Genomic DNA, 19,034 nt, shown 5'->3' with positions numbered 1-19,034 from the left:
ATCTTTTAATTAAGGTTAAAACGTTCTTCCGCCAACCGATAGAGCGGACGCCAAATCAAATGGTTAAAAGTAAGTACATACAAACACATCATTGCAGTACCTAAAGCAATTTTAGGGAAGTCTCCTGTAGCCGTACTGGCTTGGATGTACTCACCCAAACCGGTCGCTCTCAGTGTGGTGTTTCCCCAACTCACAAACTCAGCCACAATGCTGGCGTTCCATGCACCGCCTGCCGCGGTTATGGCGCCAGTGATATAAAAGGGAAAAATGCCAGGCAACGCCAATCTTTTCCACCACAACCATCCTTTCAAGCCAAAATTATCTGCAGCAAGATAGAGTTCTCTGGGGATAGTAGATGCGCCCGCGATCACATTAAATAAGATATACCATTGGGTTCCAAGAATCATGAGTGGAGTCACCCAAATTTCGACATTTAAATGAAACGCAACGATAGCAATCACAAACAAAGGATAGAATAAATTTGCGGGAAAAGCTGCAACAAATTGAATTACTGGCTGTATTTTTTGCGCAATTCTTGGTCTTAAACCAATCCACACCCCTACTGGAATCCAAACTAAAGAACTCAGGAAAATCATGCAGAGCACCCGTGCTCCTGTTGCGGCGCCAAGCAAAAACACGTGCAAAATATCACTCACTTTCAATTCTGCAAGAATAAAGCGCAATAAAAACCATGCACCAGAACAAACACTGATTAAAACCAGGATGCTCCAAAGTCGATCCAGGCGCCTTTGTCTTTTAAAATCAATCTCTTTAATTACTTTGGCCTCATTGATTCTAAGCCAGCGCGCATTGACAAAATGATCGGTAAAAATCCCGAGAATTTCAGCAAACTGCTTCATTAGTCGACTACCACGTATCCAATCAACCAGCCAAGATTGATATTCAGCTTCATCATGTGACGGCTCTGTTTTAAACTTTTCAGACCATGCAATCAAGGGTCGGAAAAAGATTTGATCATATAAAAAAATAACGATCATCATCGCCAAAATAGCATAACCCACCGCATGTAAATCACGTTGTTGAATTGCCAAGGCAATATAGGAACCTACTCCTGGTAAACGGATGTCTTGATGTGCGACAGAGATGGCCTCAGACAAAACCACAAAAAACCAGCTGGCTGACATAGAAACCATCATGTTCCATAACAAACTCGACATAGAAAAAGGAACTTCCAATTTCCAAAAGCGCTGCCATGCAGAAAGTCGAAACATAGAAGAAACTTCTTGCAAATCATGTGGCAATGTCTTTAATGACTGATAAAAGCCAAAAGTCATATTCCATACTTGGGCACAAAAAATAGCAAAAATGGATGCACATTCAGGTCCCAATAAACTGTTAGGAAACAAGCGGATAAATGCGGTCACTGTAATCGATAAAAAACTTAAAACCGGTATGGATTGCAAAATATCAATCGCAGGGATAATGATTTGTTCTGCACGTCGATTTTTAGCGGCCCAAAGCCCTACAGTAAATGTAAAAATGATTGAAAAAAACAATGCAATAAACATACGAAGTACCGTACGCAATGCATAAAAGGGAAGATTGGCTGGATCCAATGAAATAGGAATCTGCTCTCCCAACTGATATGGAGTGGCCATTTGCGAGCCGGCCCAACCCAAAAAGAACAATATGGAAAAAATGAGAATAAGGAGCAGCAAATCCCAACGATTTATATATCGGCCAAATCTATCAGGATTAGCAAAGTAGAACCGATTCTCGCGCACAATGCCTCCTCAATAACCTTGTCGACACCCAAACACACTCTGCAACTTATTAATCACGCAGTATATATAATTGAAAAAAGCAGTGAAACTAAAAGGTCTCAACCTAAGCCTGTGTATCTCAAAATTACTGCGCTGGAATTAGTTTTTGTCAATACGAGTTCAGCTGCTTATTTTAGGGTAATAAAATATCATAAAGACGGCATAACCGATAGATTAAAGCAGTTGAATATCTCGCTTTCTTTCTTATAAAACCAAGAGTATTCTAAATGATAACAAGGAAAAACCTGACAAATTATTAAAATGCATTAATATTCAATAGATTAGTTCTTTATTTTATCTAAAATTAAATATTTTGCACAAAAATTGAACTTTTTAATGATTTCCGTGTCTAACATAGTGAGCATTTCCCCCGAATGCTTAGCTCCACTTTACCCCCTCTTAAGTGGAGCACTGTTTAGATTCATTATCTAAACATCCAATTTGCCCCGGCAGCAGCCGGGGATTTTTTTATGTCTCTTGAATGAGTTACACTATAAAAATCTATCTAGCTGTGAATGTATTCTTAAACCTTATTTTCTTATTGCAAACAGGATATGCATATGAACAAAAAATTAGCCTTTATTCTCTTATCAATTTTTTTCGAATTCAGTTATGCACAACCAGACCCTGTGCAATTATCCGTCTGGGTCAATGAAGCAATCGTTGCTACCTATACCTACAGCTATAAAAATTATCTCGAAGATCAGAAAAAAATAGCTAAATATTTTACTGCAGATGCCTGGATTGCCTATAGCAATGCTTTAAATGCTTCCAAATTACCCGAGGATGTACAAAAAAATCTTTATAACGTGACTTCCGTAGCTACTGCCCCCCCGGTAATCACCAATATCGACCCAACACATTGGAAAGCAACTATGGGACTTATCGTTGCGTATCAAAATCCACAATATCAACAGCGACAAAATTTGAACGTTAATATTAGCTTTATGGTAGCACCATCAGGACAGGGAGTACGTGGATATACCATCACCGGTCTGCAGTCCACAATAAACAAACAACCTTGTAAATGTGATGTTGAAGTAGATAATGAATCAACGCCAGCAGGTACACCTCCAGCAGGCACCCCTACCCCAAATAATGCCAAGCCATAAGTGCTAAATGGATGACAATTAACATGCCAATCAAAATTAAAATCATATTTAATTTGATTGGCATGGTTACATCTAAAGCCGACTCTTCTGGGTCATTGGGGTTATAATAGATATCAATCGCGGTATTTTCCTGAAAGGCCATGGCCGCTTTATAGGCAATACCACGGGAATATTTACTATTCGGATTATTTCGCGCTGTATCTAAAAACAAATATTCTCCAGTCAAATTTTTATCATCAACTTGGTAGTTATATTCAATTTTAGGCCAAATGCTATGACCAACTTTTGTCCATTCACATTTCGTAATATACCCTTTTACTTTTAGCCACGATTGCGCTTGCACCAAAACTTGTCTATCACGCCAAAAATGCCTGAGGAGTATTAGGAGAAATAATAACCATCCTAAATCCAACATCCAACGCCATACATTTAGCCAAGTCATTAAAGTAGTCCTAAGAAATATGCAGTATGCAATATACAGTATATATCGCAATAGGTATAATCACCCACACTAAGGTGATTGAAAAAGGACGTACAATGATTGCTAAAACCCCTCTCAATGCCACACACCAAGCATGTGGCGCTAAAATGGTTGATTTCCATGGTTGGGAAATGCCTTTGCATTATGGTTCTCAGCTTAATGAGCACCATTATGTGCGTAACGATGCGGGCATGTTCGATGTTTCGCATATGACTATTGTGGATATTCTTGGTGCCGGCGGCCGTCAATTCTTACGCAAGCTTTTAACTAATGATGTGGATCAGCTTGCACACAATGGAAAAGCACTTTACAGTTGCATGTGTAATGAGCATGGCGGAATTATTGACGATCTTATCGTGTACCAACGCGCGTCAGATAATTATAGGGTCGTCCTGAATTCTGCAACTCGACAAAATGATTTGGCCTGGATTCGCCAAAAAAGTGAAGGATTTGCTGTTGGCTTGCAAGAACGAAGAGAATTGGCGATGATTGCCGTACAAGGACCTAACGCCATAGAAAAAACACAACAAATTCTTAATCCCGCGCAAATTGACGCCGTTTCTACTTTGACAAATTTTGAATGTGTGGATGTGGAACAATGGTTTTTTGCCCGCACTGGGTATACCGGTGAAGATGGATTTGAAATCATCGCCCCCCAAGAATCCATTGTCCAATTATGGAATAATTTAATGCAGGTTGGCGTACATCCCTGTGGATTGGCTTCCCGCGATACTCTTCGCCTGGAGGCAGGAATGCTTCTCTACGGCCAGGATATGGATACTACCACCAGCCCCTTGGAGTCAGGTCTTGGTTGGACTATTAAATGGGAACCCGCGGATCGCGATTTTATTGGCATGGGCGCTTTATACTCCCAAAAGCAAATTGGAATTAAACGAAAAATGGTGGGGCTAACTTTATTAGATAAAGGAATTATGCGTCATGGACAAAAAGTAATCATCCCAGGTTGTACTGATGGAATTATTACGAGTGGGACCTACTCACCTACGCTCGAAAAATCTATCGCCTTGGCAAGAGTTCCGGTTGAAACCGGGAAAGAGGTCATGGTTGATATTCGCGGCAAATTACTCCCGGCAAAAGTAGGTAAACCGCGTTTTGTTAAAGCTGGAAAAGCAATTTAAGGCATCAGATTAAATTAGGATCCGTTTAAAATGAGAACTTGTGGTCTGAATACAAGAAGCAGAATCTGGGTTTCTAGTAGCTTATAGATTCCATAGATTCAACTTCACTTCAGTGCTATAGAATTATATAAGGACAATGCAATGAATGAATTAAAATTCACTAATACCCACGAATGGCTAAAAGAAGAACAAAACGAAGTAACCGTAGGCATTACCGACCATGCCCAACAATTATTGGGCGACATGGTTTTTGTCGAGTTGCCTGAAATTGGTGATGAAGTGAGCGCTGGAGAAGAACTTGGTGTTGTCGAGTCAGTAAAAGCAGCCTCTGATTTTTATGCACCAGTAAGCGGTGTCGTTACGGCGATCAATGAAATAGTTGTCGAAAATCCAGCTCTTGTTAACTCTGATCCTTATGCCGCGGGTTGGCTTGTCAAACTGAAACCCAGTCATCCAGATGAAATTAATAGTTTATTGACTGCTGAACAATATCAAAATGAGATCGCTGAGGAGCATTAATCATGCCTTATATCCCACATACTCTTGAAGACAGCAAAGCCATGCTTGATTCCATTGGAGTTCAAGATACACAAACTTTATTTGATGAAATTCCATTGTCCTTGCAATATGCAGGATTTCAAAATATACCTGCGGGTATCAATGAAATGGATATGCTCAAAGAAGCAAAAAATCTGGCAAATAAAAATATAAATGGAATCTGCTTTATGGGTGCAGGATGCTATGAGCATCATATACCTGCAGCAGTGTGGGATATCGCTTCTCGTGGTGAGTTCTTAACCGCATATACCCCTTATCAAGCCGAAGCCAGCCAAGGCACTTTGCAATTACTATACGAATACCAAACCATGATCTGTGAATTAACAGGCATGGATGTATCTAATGCATCGATGTATGATGGCGCTACAGCATTAGCCGAAGCCATTTTAATGGCTGTACGAGTTAATAAGCATAGCAAAACAAGTCGTGTATTAATCCCGGGGACAATTCATCCTTTCTATCGTGAAACCATTGAGACCATCCTGCGTAACCAGCATATTGAAGTACTCACATTGCCTTTTGATGAACAGCAAGGAATCACCTCTCTTTCAGCATTGGAAGGATATACAGGACAAGATATTACTGCGCTGGTTATCGCTCAACCTAACTTTTTTGGGTGTCTGGAAAAAGTAGATGAACTCAGCGATTGGGCGCAGCACAATAAAACCATCAGTATTGCCTGCGTCAACCCTGTGTCACTTGCCTTATTAAAGCCACCAGGCTCATGGGGTAAGCACGGCGTTGATATTACATGCGGTGAGGGACAGCCTTTAGGCGCTCCTATGGCATCGGGTGGTCCTTATTTTGGTTTTTTAAGTACCCGCATGGCTCATGTACGCCAAATGCCTGGCCGTATTATAGGATGTACTTTGGATAAAGATGGGAAAAGAGGATTTACTTTAACGTTGCAAGCACGTGAACAGCATATACGTCGTGCCAAGGCAACCTCAAATATCTGTACGAATCAAGGTTTGTTGGTCACCGCAGCGACCATTCATATGAGCCTTTTGGGTGCTGAAGGATTACGCCAGGTTGCAAGCCAATGCCATGAGAATACTCATGAGTTAGTAGACGCTTTAACCCAAATTGATGGTGTAGAGCAGGTTTTTACAACCCCTTATTTTCATGAAGCATTACTTAAACTCGACCAACCTGTAGCGCAGGTGTTACAACAATTGACGCAAGCAGGTATTTCTGGAGGCTATACCCCAGGAAATCATTACCCTCAATTGGCAAATACCCTCTTAGTTTGTGCGACTGAAATGCGTACTAAAGAGGAAATAGCACTTTATGCAAAAACCTTGAAATCCATCATGTCGCAACGAGGTGTCTCATGTTTGTAATCCAGTTAACCTACTTAGTTCCACTTAGTGAAGTAGATAAGTACCTGCAAGCACATAGAGAGTTTCTTGATTACTACTATAAACAAGGCTTATTACTGGTCTCAGGTCCCATGAAACCTCGTACTGGTGGAATAATCATTGCAGCCACGAATGATCGCGCCTATCTCGAATCCATATTCAAAAAGGATCCTTATTATTTGGCGGAAATTGCGGAGTATCAATTTATTGAATTTACTCCAGCCCTTCATCGAGCTGAACTTAAAGAATTCATTCAAAAAATGGAAGGCAAATTATGTTGATTTTTGAATTATCTAAAAAAGACCGTCAGGCGACAGCTCAAGCGCCAAAGATTTCAGCCAGTAAATACGCCATTCCTGCTGAGCTGCAGCGAAAAACACCCCCCAAAATGCCTGCATGTTCCGAATTACAGGTAGTCCGGCATTTCACTCGTTTGTCTCATAAAAATTTTTCGATTGATAGCAATTTTTATCCTCTGGGTTCATGTACCATGAAATATAATCCTCGAGGAGTTCACAAAGCGGCATCTATCGCTAACTTTCTCAATCGCCATCCGCTGGCCGCAGAAGAAAACAGCCAAGGTTTTTTAGAACCCTTGTATCGCTTGCAAGAACATATTGCTGAAATTACAGGGATGGCGGGTGTTTCTTTAACTCCCATGGCGGGATCACAAGGAGAATTTGCCGGCGTTGCGATGATTAAAGCTTATCATCAATCCCGAGGCGATACAGCACGCGATGAAATGCTGATTCCCGATGCGGCCCATGGCACAAATCCCGCCTCTGCGGTCATGTGTGGCTTTAAGATTATTGAAATACCTACCGCTGCGGATGGCGACATCGATCTTGAAGAGTTAAAAAGCAAACTGGGACCAAGAACCGCCGGCATCATGTTAACCAATCCCTCTACTTTGGGCTTGTTCATGCGCCAAATTAAAGAAGTAGCTGCTCTTGTTCATCAGGCAGGAGGATTATTGTATTACGATGGTGCCAATCTTAATGCTATTTTGGGAAAAGTAAGGCCCGGGGATATGGGCTTTGATGTCATGCATTTAAATCTGCATAAAACATTTGCAACCCCGCACGGTGGCGGCGGACCTGGTGCTGGTCCTGTAGCTGTAGGTAAGCGCCTGCTTCCCTTCATACCCTTACCCGTCGTGAAAAAAACCGATTCAGGATATCAATGGGCAACCCGCCAGGACTATCCACAAAGTATAGGTCGCCTGTCTTGTTTTATGGGAAATGCAGGTATTTTACTGCGTGCGTATTTTTATATGCGCGTACTCGGTAAGGAAGGTTTACTTCGCGTTTCAGAATATGCAACGCTTAATGCAAATTACCTACTCAAAGAACTAACTAAAGCAGGCTTTACGGCAGCCTATCCAAACCGACGCGCATCACATGAATTTATTCTTACTTTAAGTCCAGAAAAGAAAACATATGGCGTTACCGCAATGGATTTTGCCAAAAGGCTGTTGGATTATGGCGTTCATGCCCCAACTACTTATTTCCCATTGCTCATTCCCGAATGTCTTCTGATTGAACCTACGGAAACCGAGGGTAAAGAAGAATTAGATCATTTTGTGCGAATCATGAAAACGATTAAAGAAGAAGTAGCCATAAACCCTGACTTGGTTAAAAATGCCCCTCATACATTACCGGTCAAACGGTTAGATGATGTAAAGGCAGCCCGAGAGTTGGATTTAAATTATTTTGCATCCCATAAAGATAAAGAAACCTAGAGGAACCATTAATCTTCATTTCAAGGTATGTGATGCGAATAAGGCTGTAGATCACCACCTTTTATAATCATAACTTGGGTGCTATACGTCCAAGTTATGATCCCCACCCCAGAAAGACCACAATTAAAACACACGGAACATGTCTTGTGCATCAATTCTATTAGGTCTATAACTATAAAATGGAATTAATAATTTATTTTTAAACCAGCATCACCTGCGCTTTAGATAGCTTATGATGGTGCTGAATTATAAAAGAAGGAATGTATAAAGTGCTCTCCAAGAACCTTACAGTTCTCCATTTTCTCTTACAAGACATACAAGTCTGTATGGATTTACGTTTTATAGAAAGAATCCTCCCTTTGCCTATGCTCGAAATCGTTCCATCAAGTCCAGTCTATTTTGCAGGATTAATGAATTTCAAAAACAAATGTATTCCTGTGCTTGACTTGGCTATTGCTACGGGCATGACACGAAATGAAATCTATCCTTTAACTACACCCATTCTACTTTGCTCTGATGGAACGCATCAGGTTGGCTTGATTGTTGATAAAGTCCTTGGATTAAGTCCTATCGATGAACAACAAATCGAAATACATGAAGAATTGACCAGTAATAACTCACCATTTTTTGGCGCGGTAACTTTGGAAACAGGAGTTTCACTATTGATTAGCATCGATTGGGTTTTTGCTTTAAAGCTAACCCAACTCTACCATTCAACTACGAATCATGAGCAACATGAGCACTAACATATTAAATGACATAAAAAGACTCGAGCCTGCATTTATTGAATTAATTCATCAGCGTTTTGGGCTTATTATCCATGTAAACCAAGCGCAAGAATTAGCAAAAACCATTACTGCAGCATGTAATAAATTCAATTATCAACCACGAGAATACTTGGAACAATTAAAAAGCTGTGCCAGTAATTCTTCTTTATTAGCTGATTTAGTTACTGCAATTACAGTGGGAGAAAGCTACTTTTTTCGTGACAAAAATCAAATGCATTTACTTGAGTATAAACTTCTACCTCAATTGATAAAACGCAAATCAGAAGATTTTACTTTAAAAATTTGGAGTGCCGGTTGTTCTTCGGGGGAAGAAATATATACCATTGCCATGTTATTGGATAAACTCATACCCAATCTTGATATATGGGATCTCTATTTATTAGGTACCGATATCAATACCGCCGCACTTCAGAAAGCAATTTCAGGAACATACGGACAATGGTCCATGCGATCTATTCCGGAACAATGCTTACAACGATATTTTCTGAAAAATAATCGCACTTATACTCTATCGCCTGAGATTCGTGATTTAGTCCAATTTAAATATCTCAACTTATGTGATAATACCTATCCATCCATAATCAATGGAATATTTGAAGTCGATTTAATCTTATGCCGCAATGTGCTAATTTATTTTGATAATGAACTTGTTACAAAAATTATGAAAAAGATAAGCGCATGCATGACTGAAAATGCTTATCTTTTACTGGGCGCATCAGATCCCATTGTTACAATTGGGACAAATCTTGTTTTTCATCATGATGGTGCAATCTATTTTTCACTAGATAGTAATGATGAAACAAAAAAGGATTTTGAATGATGATCAAAGAACAAAAGCATGCTTCAGAGTTGATACCCAAAAATGAAGAAGCACTTAAAATACTGCAGGCAAGAGCAAAACAACTTGCCAAACAGGAAATAGATACCAGCCAAAATCATGGTATTACTTTCGTTCGCTTCAGCCTGGGCCAAAATGAAAATTATGGGATCTCTTATCAATATGTTCAAGAAGTTTTACGTAATGTGAGCATCGCCCCTGCTCCTTTCGTACCTAAATTTATTGCAGGTGTGATCAACTGGCGTGGTGCGCTGATTACAGTAGTAGATCTGATGAAATTTTTTCATCTAAATCATTCACTTCCCAGCGCCAAACAACATAATGAATTTATCATTGTTATTCAGGTAAATAATATAACTCTTGGCTTACTTGTGCATCACGTCGAAGGTAGCGAGCTTTATCAGCCTAGCGAGTTAGCCGCACCACTATCTTCTGCGAATGTGACTAATCCAGAGTATATTCTGGGATTACATCATGCCGTTACGGCAATCATTAATGTAGAAACGTTAGTAGCAAGTTTAAGCCAAGAAATTAAAATGCGTTTATATAAGAAAGGAGAAGTCCATGGAAACTAATGGGAATAAACGGTTTGTTCTTACAGTACGTGCTCGTTTGTTGATTGGCTTTATGACCCTTAGTTTACCTGTAATACTATCAATTCTCTATTTGATCCCCAAAGTAAACAACGTAGTCTATCTGAGTCAGGAAATTCGTAGTGAAAACTTAACTGAAATTCTTGATAGCCAAATCTATCAAACCCAAGATCTTCTTGAACACTGGGCGATGACGGGGGATCCGAGCGCCAAAGCACATTTCGCCCGTTTGTGGATTCAAATTAATGAAGTCAGGAACCATTGGGATCAAGTAATGCACTCAATCGGTGATAAAAGATTGCAAACTAAATGGGACAAATTGCAAGAATTATATACACCTCTTTATGATATTCAAACATCATTTATCAATGCCCCTAGAGATCCCAATAATTCAAATAATGTAGAAAATAGCAGAAATAAGACGAGAGATGTCGAAAATGCAATGATTGACATTATACTGGGTACTTATTCTTCAGAAACAGGCAAAAGAAGTGGTGGCTTGTACGCATCTTTATCGAAGGAAATTGAAAAAAACACGGATAAGATAAATCAAAGCTTAAATTCCCTAAAAAAATCTGCTTACGCATTATTGATTCTTGCCATTCTTTTAACGATTACAGTTCCTTATGTAACACAACGCTCCATAGCGCGGCCAGTGGATAATGCGATTAACATTGCAGAGCGCATCGCGGCCGGTGAACGTGATATCGATATTCACATCCGAACTGCAGACAAATTGGGTAAGCTGCTTTTATCATTAAAGACCATGCAAGAGGCGATTAAGAAAAATGAGGAAATTCTTCGCAATAAAGAAGAAGAATCTCGAGAATTATTTGAAAAATTAGTCAATTCATCGAAAAAATTTAGGCTGCATAGCAGTAAAGTTGCCTCAGGTGATCTGAGAGAGCGCCTTGAAATTGACAAAGAAGATGTATTGCAGGATCTGGGCAGAGATTTGAATTCGATGACCGATGGACTGGCATCAATCACCAAAAAAATTGCCAAAGTCAGCAATGACATAGTCACTATGGTTGGCACAGTACTCACCTCAGCAAATGAACAAGCAGAAGGTATTACTTCCCAAGCCTCAGCGATTAACGAAATTAGTGCTTCATTGGAAGAAATAGATAAAAGCTCAAAGCAAACCATGGCTAAGGCACAAACACTGCGGGAAGTTGCTAAAAATACCTATGAACAAGGAAAACTAGGCACCGAATCAGTCGAGCAGAGTATTCATGGCATTAAAGCTTCCGAAGAAAAAATGAAACTCATAGCGCAAACCATTCTTGATTTAAGTAATCACACGCAACAGATTGGCGACATTACTTCGGTAGTCAATACCCTTGCCCAACAATCAAAAATGCTGGCATTGAATGCATCGATTGAAGCCTCCAAAGCCGGAGAAGCTGGGAAAGGTTTTGCCGCCGTAGCAACGGAGGTGCGAAATCTTGCAGAACAATCAGAACAATCCACCGTGCAGGTACAAAAAATTCTTGAAGACATTCGACGCACTACTGAACGAGCAGTTACAGTAACCGAAGAAGGAGCCAAGACTCTTGATTCAGGATTAAAACTCATTGAAAAAGCAGGTCACATTATTCAAGTGTTAAGTAAAATGATTAATGACGCGTCCATTTCAAGTCAACATATCGAAGTAGCCATTCGTCAAGAAGCTGTTGGTATTGAACAAATCGTTGAAAGTATGAATGAAATTAATCGCACTACATCAACTTTTTCGAGTGGAATAAAAGAGATGATGACATTTATTCATAATTTGGATGATATTGCCAAACATCTCAAGGATGATATAAATATCTACAAAGTTTAGGAGCTTCATATGACTCCAGACGATCAATTACTTGCAACATTTAGTGCAGAACTTGAATCATTACTGACACTCATCACTGATAATTTAAAAAAAATTGAACCCAGTGAATCCATGAGTCATTTAAGTCCTATGATGGAAGAAATTTCCCGAGCAGGGCGAAATATTAAAGTGTCTGCATTTTCAGTTGGTATCGATGATCTGGGGAAAATGGCTGAGTACATTGAAAAGCTGTTTGAGCCGTCTCAAAACATATCACTTGCACTAATTAATATAGGGTTTCACGCTGTGGATGGAATGCGCGAAACTCTTCATGATTTTATAGAAAAAAAACCACCATCTGCAGAGCTTCATGCATTATTGTATCAGTTACAACAGGCTCTTCATGCGGAAAAAATCGAAGAAATTGAACATATAGAAGAAACATCGTCTTCGCCTGAGCCTGTTGCCCCTGAAAAAAAACCTGCGGCTAAAGCCTTAGATAGCGAATTTATAAAAAAACTTGTTGAAACATTCAAAGCAGAACTCCAGGAAAATTTAATCACCATTACGGATGGTTTGCTGCAGCTTGAAAAAGGAACTCAATCAGAACATGATTTTCAGAGTTTACTGGAGGAAATGTTTCGTGTTGCGCATAACATCAAAGGTTCTTCGCGTGGTATAGGAGCTCTTGATGTAGGCGAGATTGCGCATCATATAGAAACCTTATTTACCGCAATCCAGAAAAATAGCATTAAAATTTCTCCGGGATTGATTAATCTTTGTCTGCAATCGATCGATTACATGAATGAAGCCATGCAATGTTTCAGTGAGCAAAAACCACTATCCTTCGACTTAAAAAATCACTTACTGCAACTAGAGCATTACAATGAATTGCCCACTGAAGAAATGCCATCCCCAGAACCAAGAACTGAACTATCAGCAGTTACAAAAGCACCTGCAACTCAAGAAATACAAGCAAAAGCAAGTGAGTTTGAATCAATTCGTGTTTCTTTACAAAATTTGGATCGTGTTTCAGTTTATACAGAGGAGATTCAAACCATTAAAATTGCCATCGAAGAATATTACGAAAAATTAACCAAGATGACGTTTAAAATCGAGCATCTGGTCCAATTATGGAAAAAAAATAAAGCCAATTTAAAAATTCTTGCTCAAGAGGAAGAAGAACCATTGCTCTCCTTATTCTCCACCAGTTTTGCTGAATTATCAGAAATCAATAATTCAACTCACTTAATGCAAAGGGAGTTACGAACCCCTGTTAACGAATTATCCATCTTATTAAATGCGCTCCAGGATGAAATTCGCACTTTGCGCCTTATTCCGGTCACCACCCAATTAAGTAATTTACCGCGAGTCGTACGAGATTTAGCCCATGAACTTAATAAACCAGTGGATCTCGAAATAAATAATAATGATGTAAAAATTGATAAGATGATCCTCGATGGCTTAAAAGATCCCATAGTGCATCTTTTACGCAATGCAATCGATCATGGTATAGAGAACGCTGAAGCCCGTAAAGCAGCCGGTAAATCGCCCCGAGGCAATATTCGCATCAATGTTAATCAGGAAGACAATCAGATTGTGTTCAAAATCATTGATGATGGTGCCGGCATTAAAGCGGATGATGTGATTCGCATCGCGCTACAAAAAAAAGTAATTACCCAAGCTGAGCTTGAAAATATGAAAAGAGAAGATATTTACGAGCTTATTTTTCGACCGGGCTTTTCCACGCGGGAAATTGCAACTGATATTTCTGGTCGCGGTGTGGGCTTGGATGTCGTCCGCTCCAATTTACTTCGTTTAAAAGGCCAGGTCACTGTCGAAAGCCAACCAGGAAAAGGAACTACGTTCTTTCTAAGAGTGCCGCTGACCTTAGCTACCGAACGTGGATTGACTGTAGCCTGTGATGGTCAAATATTTGTGATTCTTACCAACTCTGTAGAAACAGTGATGCTATTAAAACGACTAGACGTTATAACAGTTGAAGGCAGCCCAAGTGTTCTTGTCAAAGAACAACCAGTTTTGTTATGCTCTTTGTCAAAGGTACTGCATCTTGATGAAAAGAAACAGAATAATGATGAACATATCTCTGTTGTTGTAATCAAAAAAAATGGGGACCGAATTGCCTTACTTGTCGACGAAATTATTGGTGAAAGGGAAATTGTACTCAAACCGTTGCAAGAACCATTAACAAATATCCCTTGTGTCATCGGAGCTACTCTGACGGGCAGCAATCAAATTAATTTCGTATTAAACTCCTCGGAGATCATAAAAAAAATGCTGCTATAGTGAACTATTACCCATGATAAACATTTTAATTGTTGACGACTCACCAACTGAAGTCGCATTAATTCAACACATCATAGAATCTGAGCATGATATGCAGGTCATTGGTGTTGCAAAAAATGGCAAAGAAGCAATTGACTTAACAGCAAAATTAAAACCTGATCTCATTACCATGGATATTCAAATGCCAATCATGGATGGACTCGAAGCCACTCGCATTATTATGGCTGAAAATCCGACACCCATTGTGGTGATCAGCTCCATGGTGAATGATGAGTCGCTCCATGCCACCTTCCATATTCTTGAAGCAGGCGCGTTAACAGCTTTGGCAAAACCCGTTAATGTATTTTCTCCTTCTTTTGAAGAAAGCAGGAACCACATAGTAGATACCCTGCGAAGCCTCTCTGATATTCGCGTTGTAAAAAAACCATTGAAAAAAAATTTGTCTCTTGATGAAGACAAAAAAAATAAAACAGAACATTCTAAAATAATAAATTACGAAATTGTAGGGATAGGCGCTTCTGTTGGCGGTCCTATGGCATTAAAGACGATTCTCTCGCAATTACCCCCTGATTTTCCATTACCTATTATGATTGTTCAGCATATGAGTCCTGGCTTTGTTCGCGGATTTGCACAATGGCTTGATGAAAATACGCGACTTCAAGTAAAAAATGCAGTACATCATGAACCATTACAAAAAGGGACGGTATATGTAGCTCCGGAACACCAGCATATGGAAATTGAACGTGTTCATGAACAATTAATTTGTAAATTAGTTGATGGAGTTCCTGTTTCCGGATTTTGTCCTTCGATTACACGATTGCTGCAATCCATTGCTAAAGTTTCTGGAAACAAAGCGATTGGAATTCTATTAACCGGAATGAGTGATGATGGAGCAGAAGGCTTGTTGGAATTAAAAAAAGCCTATGGACATACCTTGATCCAAAACCAGGAAAGCTCCATCGTTTTTGGAATGGGTGCTGTAGCTCAGTCATTGAATGCTGTAGATCAGGTCATTGGTTTAGAACATATTGCAAGTTATTTAACAAAAATTTGTACCACGAAACATGAGTAGCTCTTTTATGGAAAAGGAAAATCCAGTGATTTTAGTTGTGGATGACAGCGCCACTATGCGTATGATTACCTGCAACGCATTAATCAAAGTAGGTTTTGAAGTCATTCAAGCCGAGAATGGTGACGCCGCATTATCGCTACTTAAAACCTCTAAACCTGATGCAATTCTGCTGGATGTAGAAATGCCGGGTCTGAATGGTTTTGAAGTATGTGCAGCGATTCGAAAATTACCTGATTGTCTTTTTCTTCCAATTATGATGGTTACTGGTTTAGAAGACTATGAGTCGATAAATAAAGCGTTTCAGGCCGGAGCTACTGATTTTACCACCAAGCCAATTAATCCAACGCTATTAGGATATCGTGTCCGTTATATGGTGCGTACAAACTCATACTTTCAAGACTTGCAGATTGCTGAACAAAGGGTCAAAGCTCTAAATGAAGAACTGATTAATAAGCTAGTCGAAATCCAGCAAAATGCGATTGCTGTAGCACGGTTTGTCCCTCAAGATTTCCTTAAGGTGCTGAATCGTAAAAATATTGCTGATATCAAGCTTGGCGATTGTGTTGAAAAAGTCATGACCGTTCTATTTTTAGATATAAAATCATTTACTTCTCTAGCTGAACGCTTGTCTCCTGTTGAAATTTTCACTGTTTTTAACGAACTAATGAGTTATTTAGATCCAGCCATTTTTAAAAATTCTGGTCTTATTGATAAATACATTGGTGATGCCATTATGGCATTATTCAATAGTGCCGATGATGCGGTGGCTGCGGCATTGGAGATGTTAGAAGCCCTGGATGATTTCAATGCCACACGTGTACGCAATAACCTGAAACCCATTAACGCAGGAATTGGGATAAACACCGGTAATTTGATTGTAGGCACCGTGGGTTATGAAAAACGTATGGATTGCAGCGTCATTAGCGATGCAGTCAATACTGCTTCTCGACTTGAATCATTAACCAGAAATTTTAATATTGAACTTGTCATTGGTGAACAAACCTATGAAGCATTAACACAAAAGGAAAAATACAATTTACGATGCTTAGGTTTAACGCAAGTGAAAGGCAAAAGCGTGCCGATAAAAGTTTATGAAGTTTTTAATCATAACTCACTAACTGAAATACAATTGAAAAAGGATTCTGCTGCTCTTTTTACGACTGCATTGAAGCATTATGAAGCCAAACAATTTGTGGATGCAGCCAATCTTCTTGAGCAAATCGTATTAAATAATCCAAATGACTCACCAGCACAATATTTTTTGCAGCAATGCAAAGAAAAAATGACTGGTGAGAACAACATCCATTAACCTGCTTTAATTTGCTCAACTGCTTGTTGATTGAGATGAGTCACAATAAGACTGACTAATTTAACTGCTTGCTCATAATCACGCTTATCAAACACCCCGGCTTGTTGATGTGCATAGCGAATAGGTACCCCGATGTTAATACTGGGGACACCTGAACCGGAGCCTTGTACTTTGGAGCCATCTTGACCATAACCAATTTCTGATTCCAGTTGTACTTGAATATTATTTCTTTTAGCTAAATCCAATATCCAGCTAAGTAGTTCTTGATGAGGGATCATTGAGCGATCATAGACAAACAAAGTAGGGCCTTTGCCTAAGGCAATTCGACCTTTGCGTTTTGCAATTAAAGCGGGATAATCATCAGCAATACCAACCTCAACATTAATCGTAATGTCTGGATGAGTACTTTGATATACCGTACTGGCTCCACGCAGACCAACCTCTTCTTGCACCGTGGCTGCAGCATAGAGTTGATTGGGGCGATTCTGGTTTTTTATGGAGTCAAGAACATCCCCAATAAGTGCCAGTCCCAAGCGATCATCAAGAGCTTTTGCTAAAAAGCGGTTTTCACTTAACGGACTAAATTGACTCGCGGGAGTAACTTGCAATCCTGGGCGCACATTAAATTTTGTTTCTACCTGCTCTTTTGTTTCTGCACCAATATCAAGAAATATTGCAGTACCTGAAGGCAACTGATTTTTTTTGGTCTCATCAATAAGATGCGTTGAGTCCATTCCTGAATAAGCTAAAATAGGTCCATTAGGCGTGGAAATCATCCAGCGCTGAGCAAAAATTACTGAAGAAGGAATGCCTCCCAATGGGATAACTTTTATGAAGCCATCAGAAGTGATTGATTCAATCATATACCCGACTTCATCCATATGCGCCATTAACAAGATATTAGGACCTTTTTGATTCCCTTTAGATTGACCAATTAAATTACCCATTCCATCTACAGTAATACGGCTCATGGATTGCTGCCATTGTTGCTTTACTGCATCTCGAACAGACTTTTCAAAACCGGATGCACCTGCCAAATCAGTTAACTTCGCCAAGGAATGATTGTCTGCAATAGCACTTGTGGCGCTAAGCAGCATTAACCCTGTCGTCAAGATATTTAATTTATTCATGTCAATGTCCTTATCTAAAATCCAGTGTCTAAAACTACGAATCAATAAGTCGGGAAAATTCAATCCTCGCATTCTGCAGCTTGCCAGTAGGGCTCAGAGTGTATTTTTTAACCATATTATTGCGACACTATTCTACTATAGTAACCCTCTAATATTTAGGCTATTATTGGCCTTTTTATTGGAATAATTTTTGCCATGCACACTGCCATTGTAATTCCTGCCCGTTATGCTTCAACTCGTTTACCAGGAAAACCTCTGGCAATGATTCAAGGGCAAACAATGTTGCAACGTGTGGTCCGCTTATCATGTGCTGCGGCTGAAGGATTGGAAAATGTATCTGTAGTCGTTGCAACCGACCACGAGCGAATTGTCCAACATTGTAATGAGTTAGGTGTTGCATCAGTACTGACCTCACCAGAGGCCCCCAGTGGGACCGATCGTGTCGCCCAAGCGATACGGTCTATGGCGAAGCAGCCGGATTTCATTTTAAACATGCAAGGGGATGCCCCTTTAACACCACCAGATTTTTTACGTGCATTAATCGATGCTTTTGCCATGTCTCCTTGTGACGCCGTCACCCCCGTAACTCAATTAACATGGAACCAGCTGGACGATTTACGTCAAAATAAGTTGATTACTCCCTTTAGTGGTACTACAGCCGTATTTGATGAACAAACAGGCAAGGCCTTTTGGTTTAGCAAGAACATTATTCCTGCCATACGCAAAGAAAAGGAATTACGTCAAAAGAGTGATAAAAGCCCTGTATTTCGTCATATTGGTTTATATGGTTATTCGCGAGAGATGCTCGAACAATACATTAGTTTGCCAGAAAGTACATTTGAAAAAATGGAAGGATTGGAGCAATTACGTATCTTGGAAAATGGTTATACTCTTCGTTGCATTCCCGTAGACTATAAAGGTCGTGCCAATATGTCGGGTATTGATAGCCCAGAAGATGTCGTGCGTGCTGAAGCGCTGATAGCCCAACACGGTGAACTATTAGAGAGGATATAA

At 39.7% G+C, this 19,034-nt stretch carries 17 protein-coding genes; 14 read left to right on the top strand and 3 right to left on the bottom strand.

The genetic code is table 11. The annotated features are described in order from the left end of the window. Positions 1 to 5 precede the first annotated feature (5 nt). Complete coding sequence (locus BW930_RS06025) at positions 6 to 1,745, bottom strand: ABC transporter permease (RefSeq protein WP_115266246.1); 1,740 nt, start codon at positions 1,743 to 1,745, stop codon at positions 6 to 8. A 599-nt stretch (positions 1,746 to 2,344) separates the two neighbouring features. Between BW930_RS06025 and BW930_RS06020 the strand changes: the two genes are divergently transcribed. Beyond that, entirely contained in the window at positions 2,345 to 2,896 is a 552-nt protein-coding gene (locus tag BW930_RS06020; RefSeq protein ID WP_058467308.1) for a DotI/IcmL family type IV secretion protein, read from the top strand. On the opposite strand, the gene BW930_RS06015 is transcribed toward BW930_RS06020, so the two are convergent. Further along, positions 2,871 to 3,338, bottom strand: a complete 468-nt coding sequence (locus tag BW930_RS06015) for a DUF3592 domain-containing protein (protein WP_058467307.1) — start codon at positions 3,336 to 3,338, stop codon at positions 2,871 to 2,873. The genes BW930_RS06020 and BW930_RS06015 overlap by 26 nt on opposite strands. A 95-nt stretch (positions 3,339 to 3,433) precedes the next feature. Here BW930_RS06015 and gcvT point away from each other — a divergent pair, with 95 nt between their 5' ends. From gcvT to BW930_RS05955, 12 genes are all read left to right on the top strand, one after another. After that, on the top strand, positions 3,434 to 4,516 hold the full coding sequence (gene gcvT / locus BW930_RS06010; RefSeq protein ID WP_058467306.1) for a glycine cleavage system aminomethyltransferase GcvT: 1,083 nt from the start codon (positions 3,434 to 3,436) through the stop codon (positions 4,514 to 4,516). A gap of 141 nt (positions 4,517 to 4,657) precedes the next feature. Further along, positions 4,658 to 5,035, top strand: a complete 378-nt coding sequence (gene gcvH, locus BW930_RS06005) for a glycine cleavage system protein GcvH (protein WP_058467305.1) — start codon at positions 4,658 to 4,660, stop codon at positions 5,033 to 5,035. A gap of 2 nt (positions 5,036 to 5,037) precedes the next feature. Further along, positions 5,038 to 6,417 (top strand): aminomethyl-transferring glycine dehydrogenase subunit GcvPA, encoded by a 1,380-nt coding sequence (gene gcvPA, locus BW930_RS06000; RefSeq protein ID WP_058467304.1) that lies wholly within the window; start codon positions 5,038 to 5,040, stop codon positions 6,415 to 6,417. Further along, complete coding sequence (locus BW930_RS05995; RefSeq protein WP_058467303.1) at positions 6,408 to 6,716, top strand: YciI family protein; 309 nt, start codon at positions 6,408 to 6,410, stop codon at positions 6,714 to 6,716. Before gcvPA ends, BW930_RS05995 begins: the two co-directional genes overlap by 10 nt. Then, entirely contained in the window at positions 6,710 to 8,176 is a 1,467-nt protein-coding gene (gene gcvPB / locus BW930_RS05990) for an aminomethyl-transferring glycine dehydrogenase subunit GcvPB (protein ID WP_058467302.1), read from the top strand. Before BW930_RS05995 ends, gcvPB begins: the two co-directional genes overlap by 7 nt. Positions 8,177 to 8,436: 260 nt before the next feature. Further along, the gene (locus BW930_RS05985) at positions 8,437 to 8,922 is read left to right on the top strand and encodes a chemotaxis protein CheW (protein WP_058467301.1); all 486 of its coding nucleotides are present in this window, start codon (positions 8,437 to 8,439) and stop codon (positions 8,920 to 8,922) included. Then, complete coding sequence (locus BW930_RS05980; RefSeq protein WP_238587835.1) at positions 8,912 to 9,784, top strand: CheR family methyltransferase; 873 nt, start codon at positions 8,912 to 8,914, stop codon at positions 9,782 to 9,784. Before BW930_RS05985 ends, BW930_RS05980 begins: the two co-directional genes overlap by 11 nt. Next, entirely contained in the window at positions 9,781 to 10,377 is a 597-nt protein-coding gene (locus tag BW930_RS05975; RefSeq protein WP_058467299.1) for a chemotaxis protein CheW, read from the top strand. Before BW930_RS05980 ends, BW930_RS05975 begins: the two co-directional genes overlap by 4 nt. Further along, positions 10,367 to 12,223 (top strand): methyl-accepting chemotaxis protein, encoded by a 1,857-nt coding sequence (locus BW930_RS05970; protein ID WP_058467298.1) that lies wholly within the window; start codon positions 10,367 to 10,369, stop codon positions 12,221 to 12,223. Before BW930_RS05975 ends, BW930_RS05970 begins: the two co-directional genes overlap by 11 nt. 9 nt (positions 12,224 to 12,232) lie before the next feature. After that, positions 12,233 to 14,509 (top strand): chemotaxis protein CheA, encoded by a 2,277-nt coding sequence (locus tag BW930_RS05965; protein WP_058467297.1) that lies wholly within the window; start codon positions 12,233 to 12,235, stop codon positions 14,507 to 14,509. A 13-nt stretch (positions 14,510 to 14,522) separates the two neighbouring features. After that, positions 14,523 to 15,581, top strand: coding sequence for a chemotaxis-specific protein-glutamate methyltransferase CheB (cheB, locus tag BW930_RS05960; RefSeq protein WP_058467296.1), 1,059 nt, complete (start codon positions 14,523 to 14,525; stop codon positions 15,579 to 15,581). A 7-nt stretch (positions 15,582 to 15,588) separates the two neighbouring features. Next, positions 15,589 to 16,890, top strand: a complete 1,302-nt coding sequence (locus tag BW930_RS05955) for a response regulator (protein WP_058467295.1) — start codon at positions 15,589 to 15,591, stop codon at positions 16,888 to 16,890. Here BW930_RS05955 and BW930_RS05950 read toward each other — a convergent pair. Continuing rightward, positions 16,887 to 18,020 carry a M42 family metallopeptidase gene (locus BW930_RS05950; protein ID WP_058467294.1) on the bottom strand — a complete coding sequence of 378 codons (1,134 nt, stop codon included), beginning with the start codon at positions 18,018 to 18,020 and terminating at the stop codon, positions 16,887 to 16,889. The two genes, BW930_RS05955 and BW930_RS05950, sit on opposite strands and share 4 nt — an antisense overlap. Before the next feature lie 195 nt (positions 18,021 to 18,215). Between BW930_RS05950 and kdsB the strand changes: the two genes are divergently transcribed. Continuing rightward, positions 18,216 to 19,034 carry a 3-deoxy-manno-octulosonate cytidylyltransferase gene (gene kdsB / locus BW930_RS05945; RefSeq protein WP_058467293.1) on the top strand — a complete coding sequence of 273 codons (819 nt, stop codon included), beginning with the start codon at positions 18,216 to 18,218 and terminating at the stop codon, positions 19,032 to 19,034.

Source organism: Fluoribacter gormanii, from assembly GCF_900156395.1.
Lineage (GTDB): Bacteria > Pseudomonadota > Gammaproteobacteria > Legionellales > Legionellaceae > Legionella > Legionella gormanii.
The sequence above is the reverse complement of the archived record's forward strand: the minus strand, read 5'-3'. Positions and strand labels throughout refer to the sequence as shown.

Bases quoted from the DNA above. Each gene is read 5' to 3' on its own strand.
- gcvH (WP_058467305.1), top strand. From the start codon at position 4,658: ATGAATGAATTAAAATTCACTAATACCCACGAATGGCTAAAAGAAGAA.
- kdsB (WP_058467293.1), top strand. From the start codon at position 18,216: ATGCACACTGCCATTGTAATTCCTGCCCGTTATGCTTCAACTCGTTTA.
- BW930_RS05965 (WP_058467297.1), top strand. From the start codon at position 12,233: ATGACTCCAGACGATCAATTACTTGCAACATTTAGTGCAGAACTTGAA.
- BW930_RS05950 (WP_058467294.1), bottom strand. From the start codon at position 18,020: ATGAATAAATTAAATATCTTGACGACAGGGTTAATGCTGCTTAGCGCC.
- cheB (WP_058467296.1), top strand. From the start codon at position 14,523: ATGATAAACATTTTAATTGTTGACGACTCACCAACTGAAGTCGCATTA.
- BW930_RS05985 (WP_058467301.1), top strand. From the start codon at position 8,437: ATGTATAAAGTGCTCTCCAAGAACCTTACAGTTCTCCATTTTCTCTTA.
- gcvPA (WP_058467304.1), top strand. From the start codon at position 5,038: ATGCCTTATATCCCACATACTCTTGAAGACAGCAAAGCCATGCTTGAT.
- BW930_RS05995 (WP_058467303.1), top strand. From the start codon at position 6,408: ATGTTTGTAATCCAGTTAACCTACTTAGTTCCACTTAGTGAAGTAGAT.
- gcvPB (WP_058467302.1), top strand. From the start codon at position 6,710: ATGTTGATTTTTGAATTATCTAAAAAAGACCGTCAGGCGACAGCTCAA.
- BW930_RS05970 (WP_058467298.1), top strand. From the start codon at position 10,367: ATGGAAACTAATGGGAATAAACGGTTTGTTCTTACAGTACGTGCTCGT.
- BW930_RS06015 (WP_058467307.1), bottom strand. From the start codon at position 3,338: ATGACTTGGCTAAATGTATGGCGTTGGATGTTGGATTTAGGATGGTTA.
- BW930_RS05980 (WP_238587835.1), top strand. From the start codon at position 8,912: ATGAGCACTAACATATTAAATGACATAAAAAGACTCGAGCCTGCATTT.
- BW930_RS05955 (WP_058467295.1), top strand. From the start codon at position 15,589: ATGGAAAAGGAAAATCCAGTGATTTTAGTTGTGGATGACAGCGCCACT.
- BW930_RS05975 (WP_058467299.1), top strand. From the start codon at position 9,781: ATGATGATCAAAGAACAAAAGCATGCTTCAGAGTTGATACCCAAAAAT.
- BW930_RS06020 (WP_058467308.1), top strand. From the start codon at position 2,345: ATGAACAAAAAATTAGCCTTTATTCTCTTATCAATTTTTTTCGAATTC.
- gcvT (WP_058467306.1), top strand. From the start codon at position 3,434: ATGATTGCTAAAACCCCTCTCAATGCCACACACCAAGCATGTGGCGCT.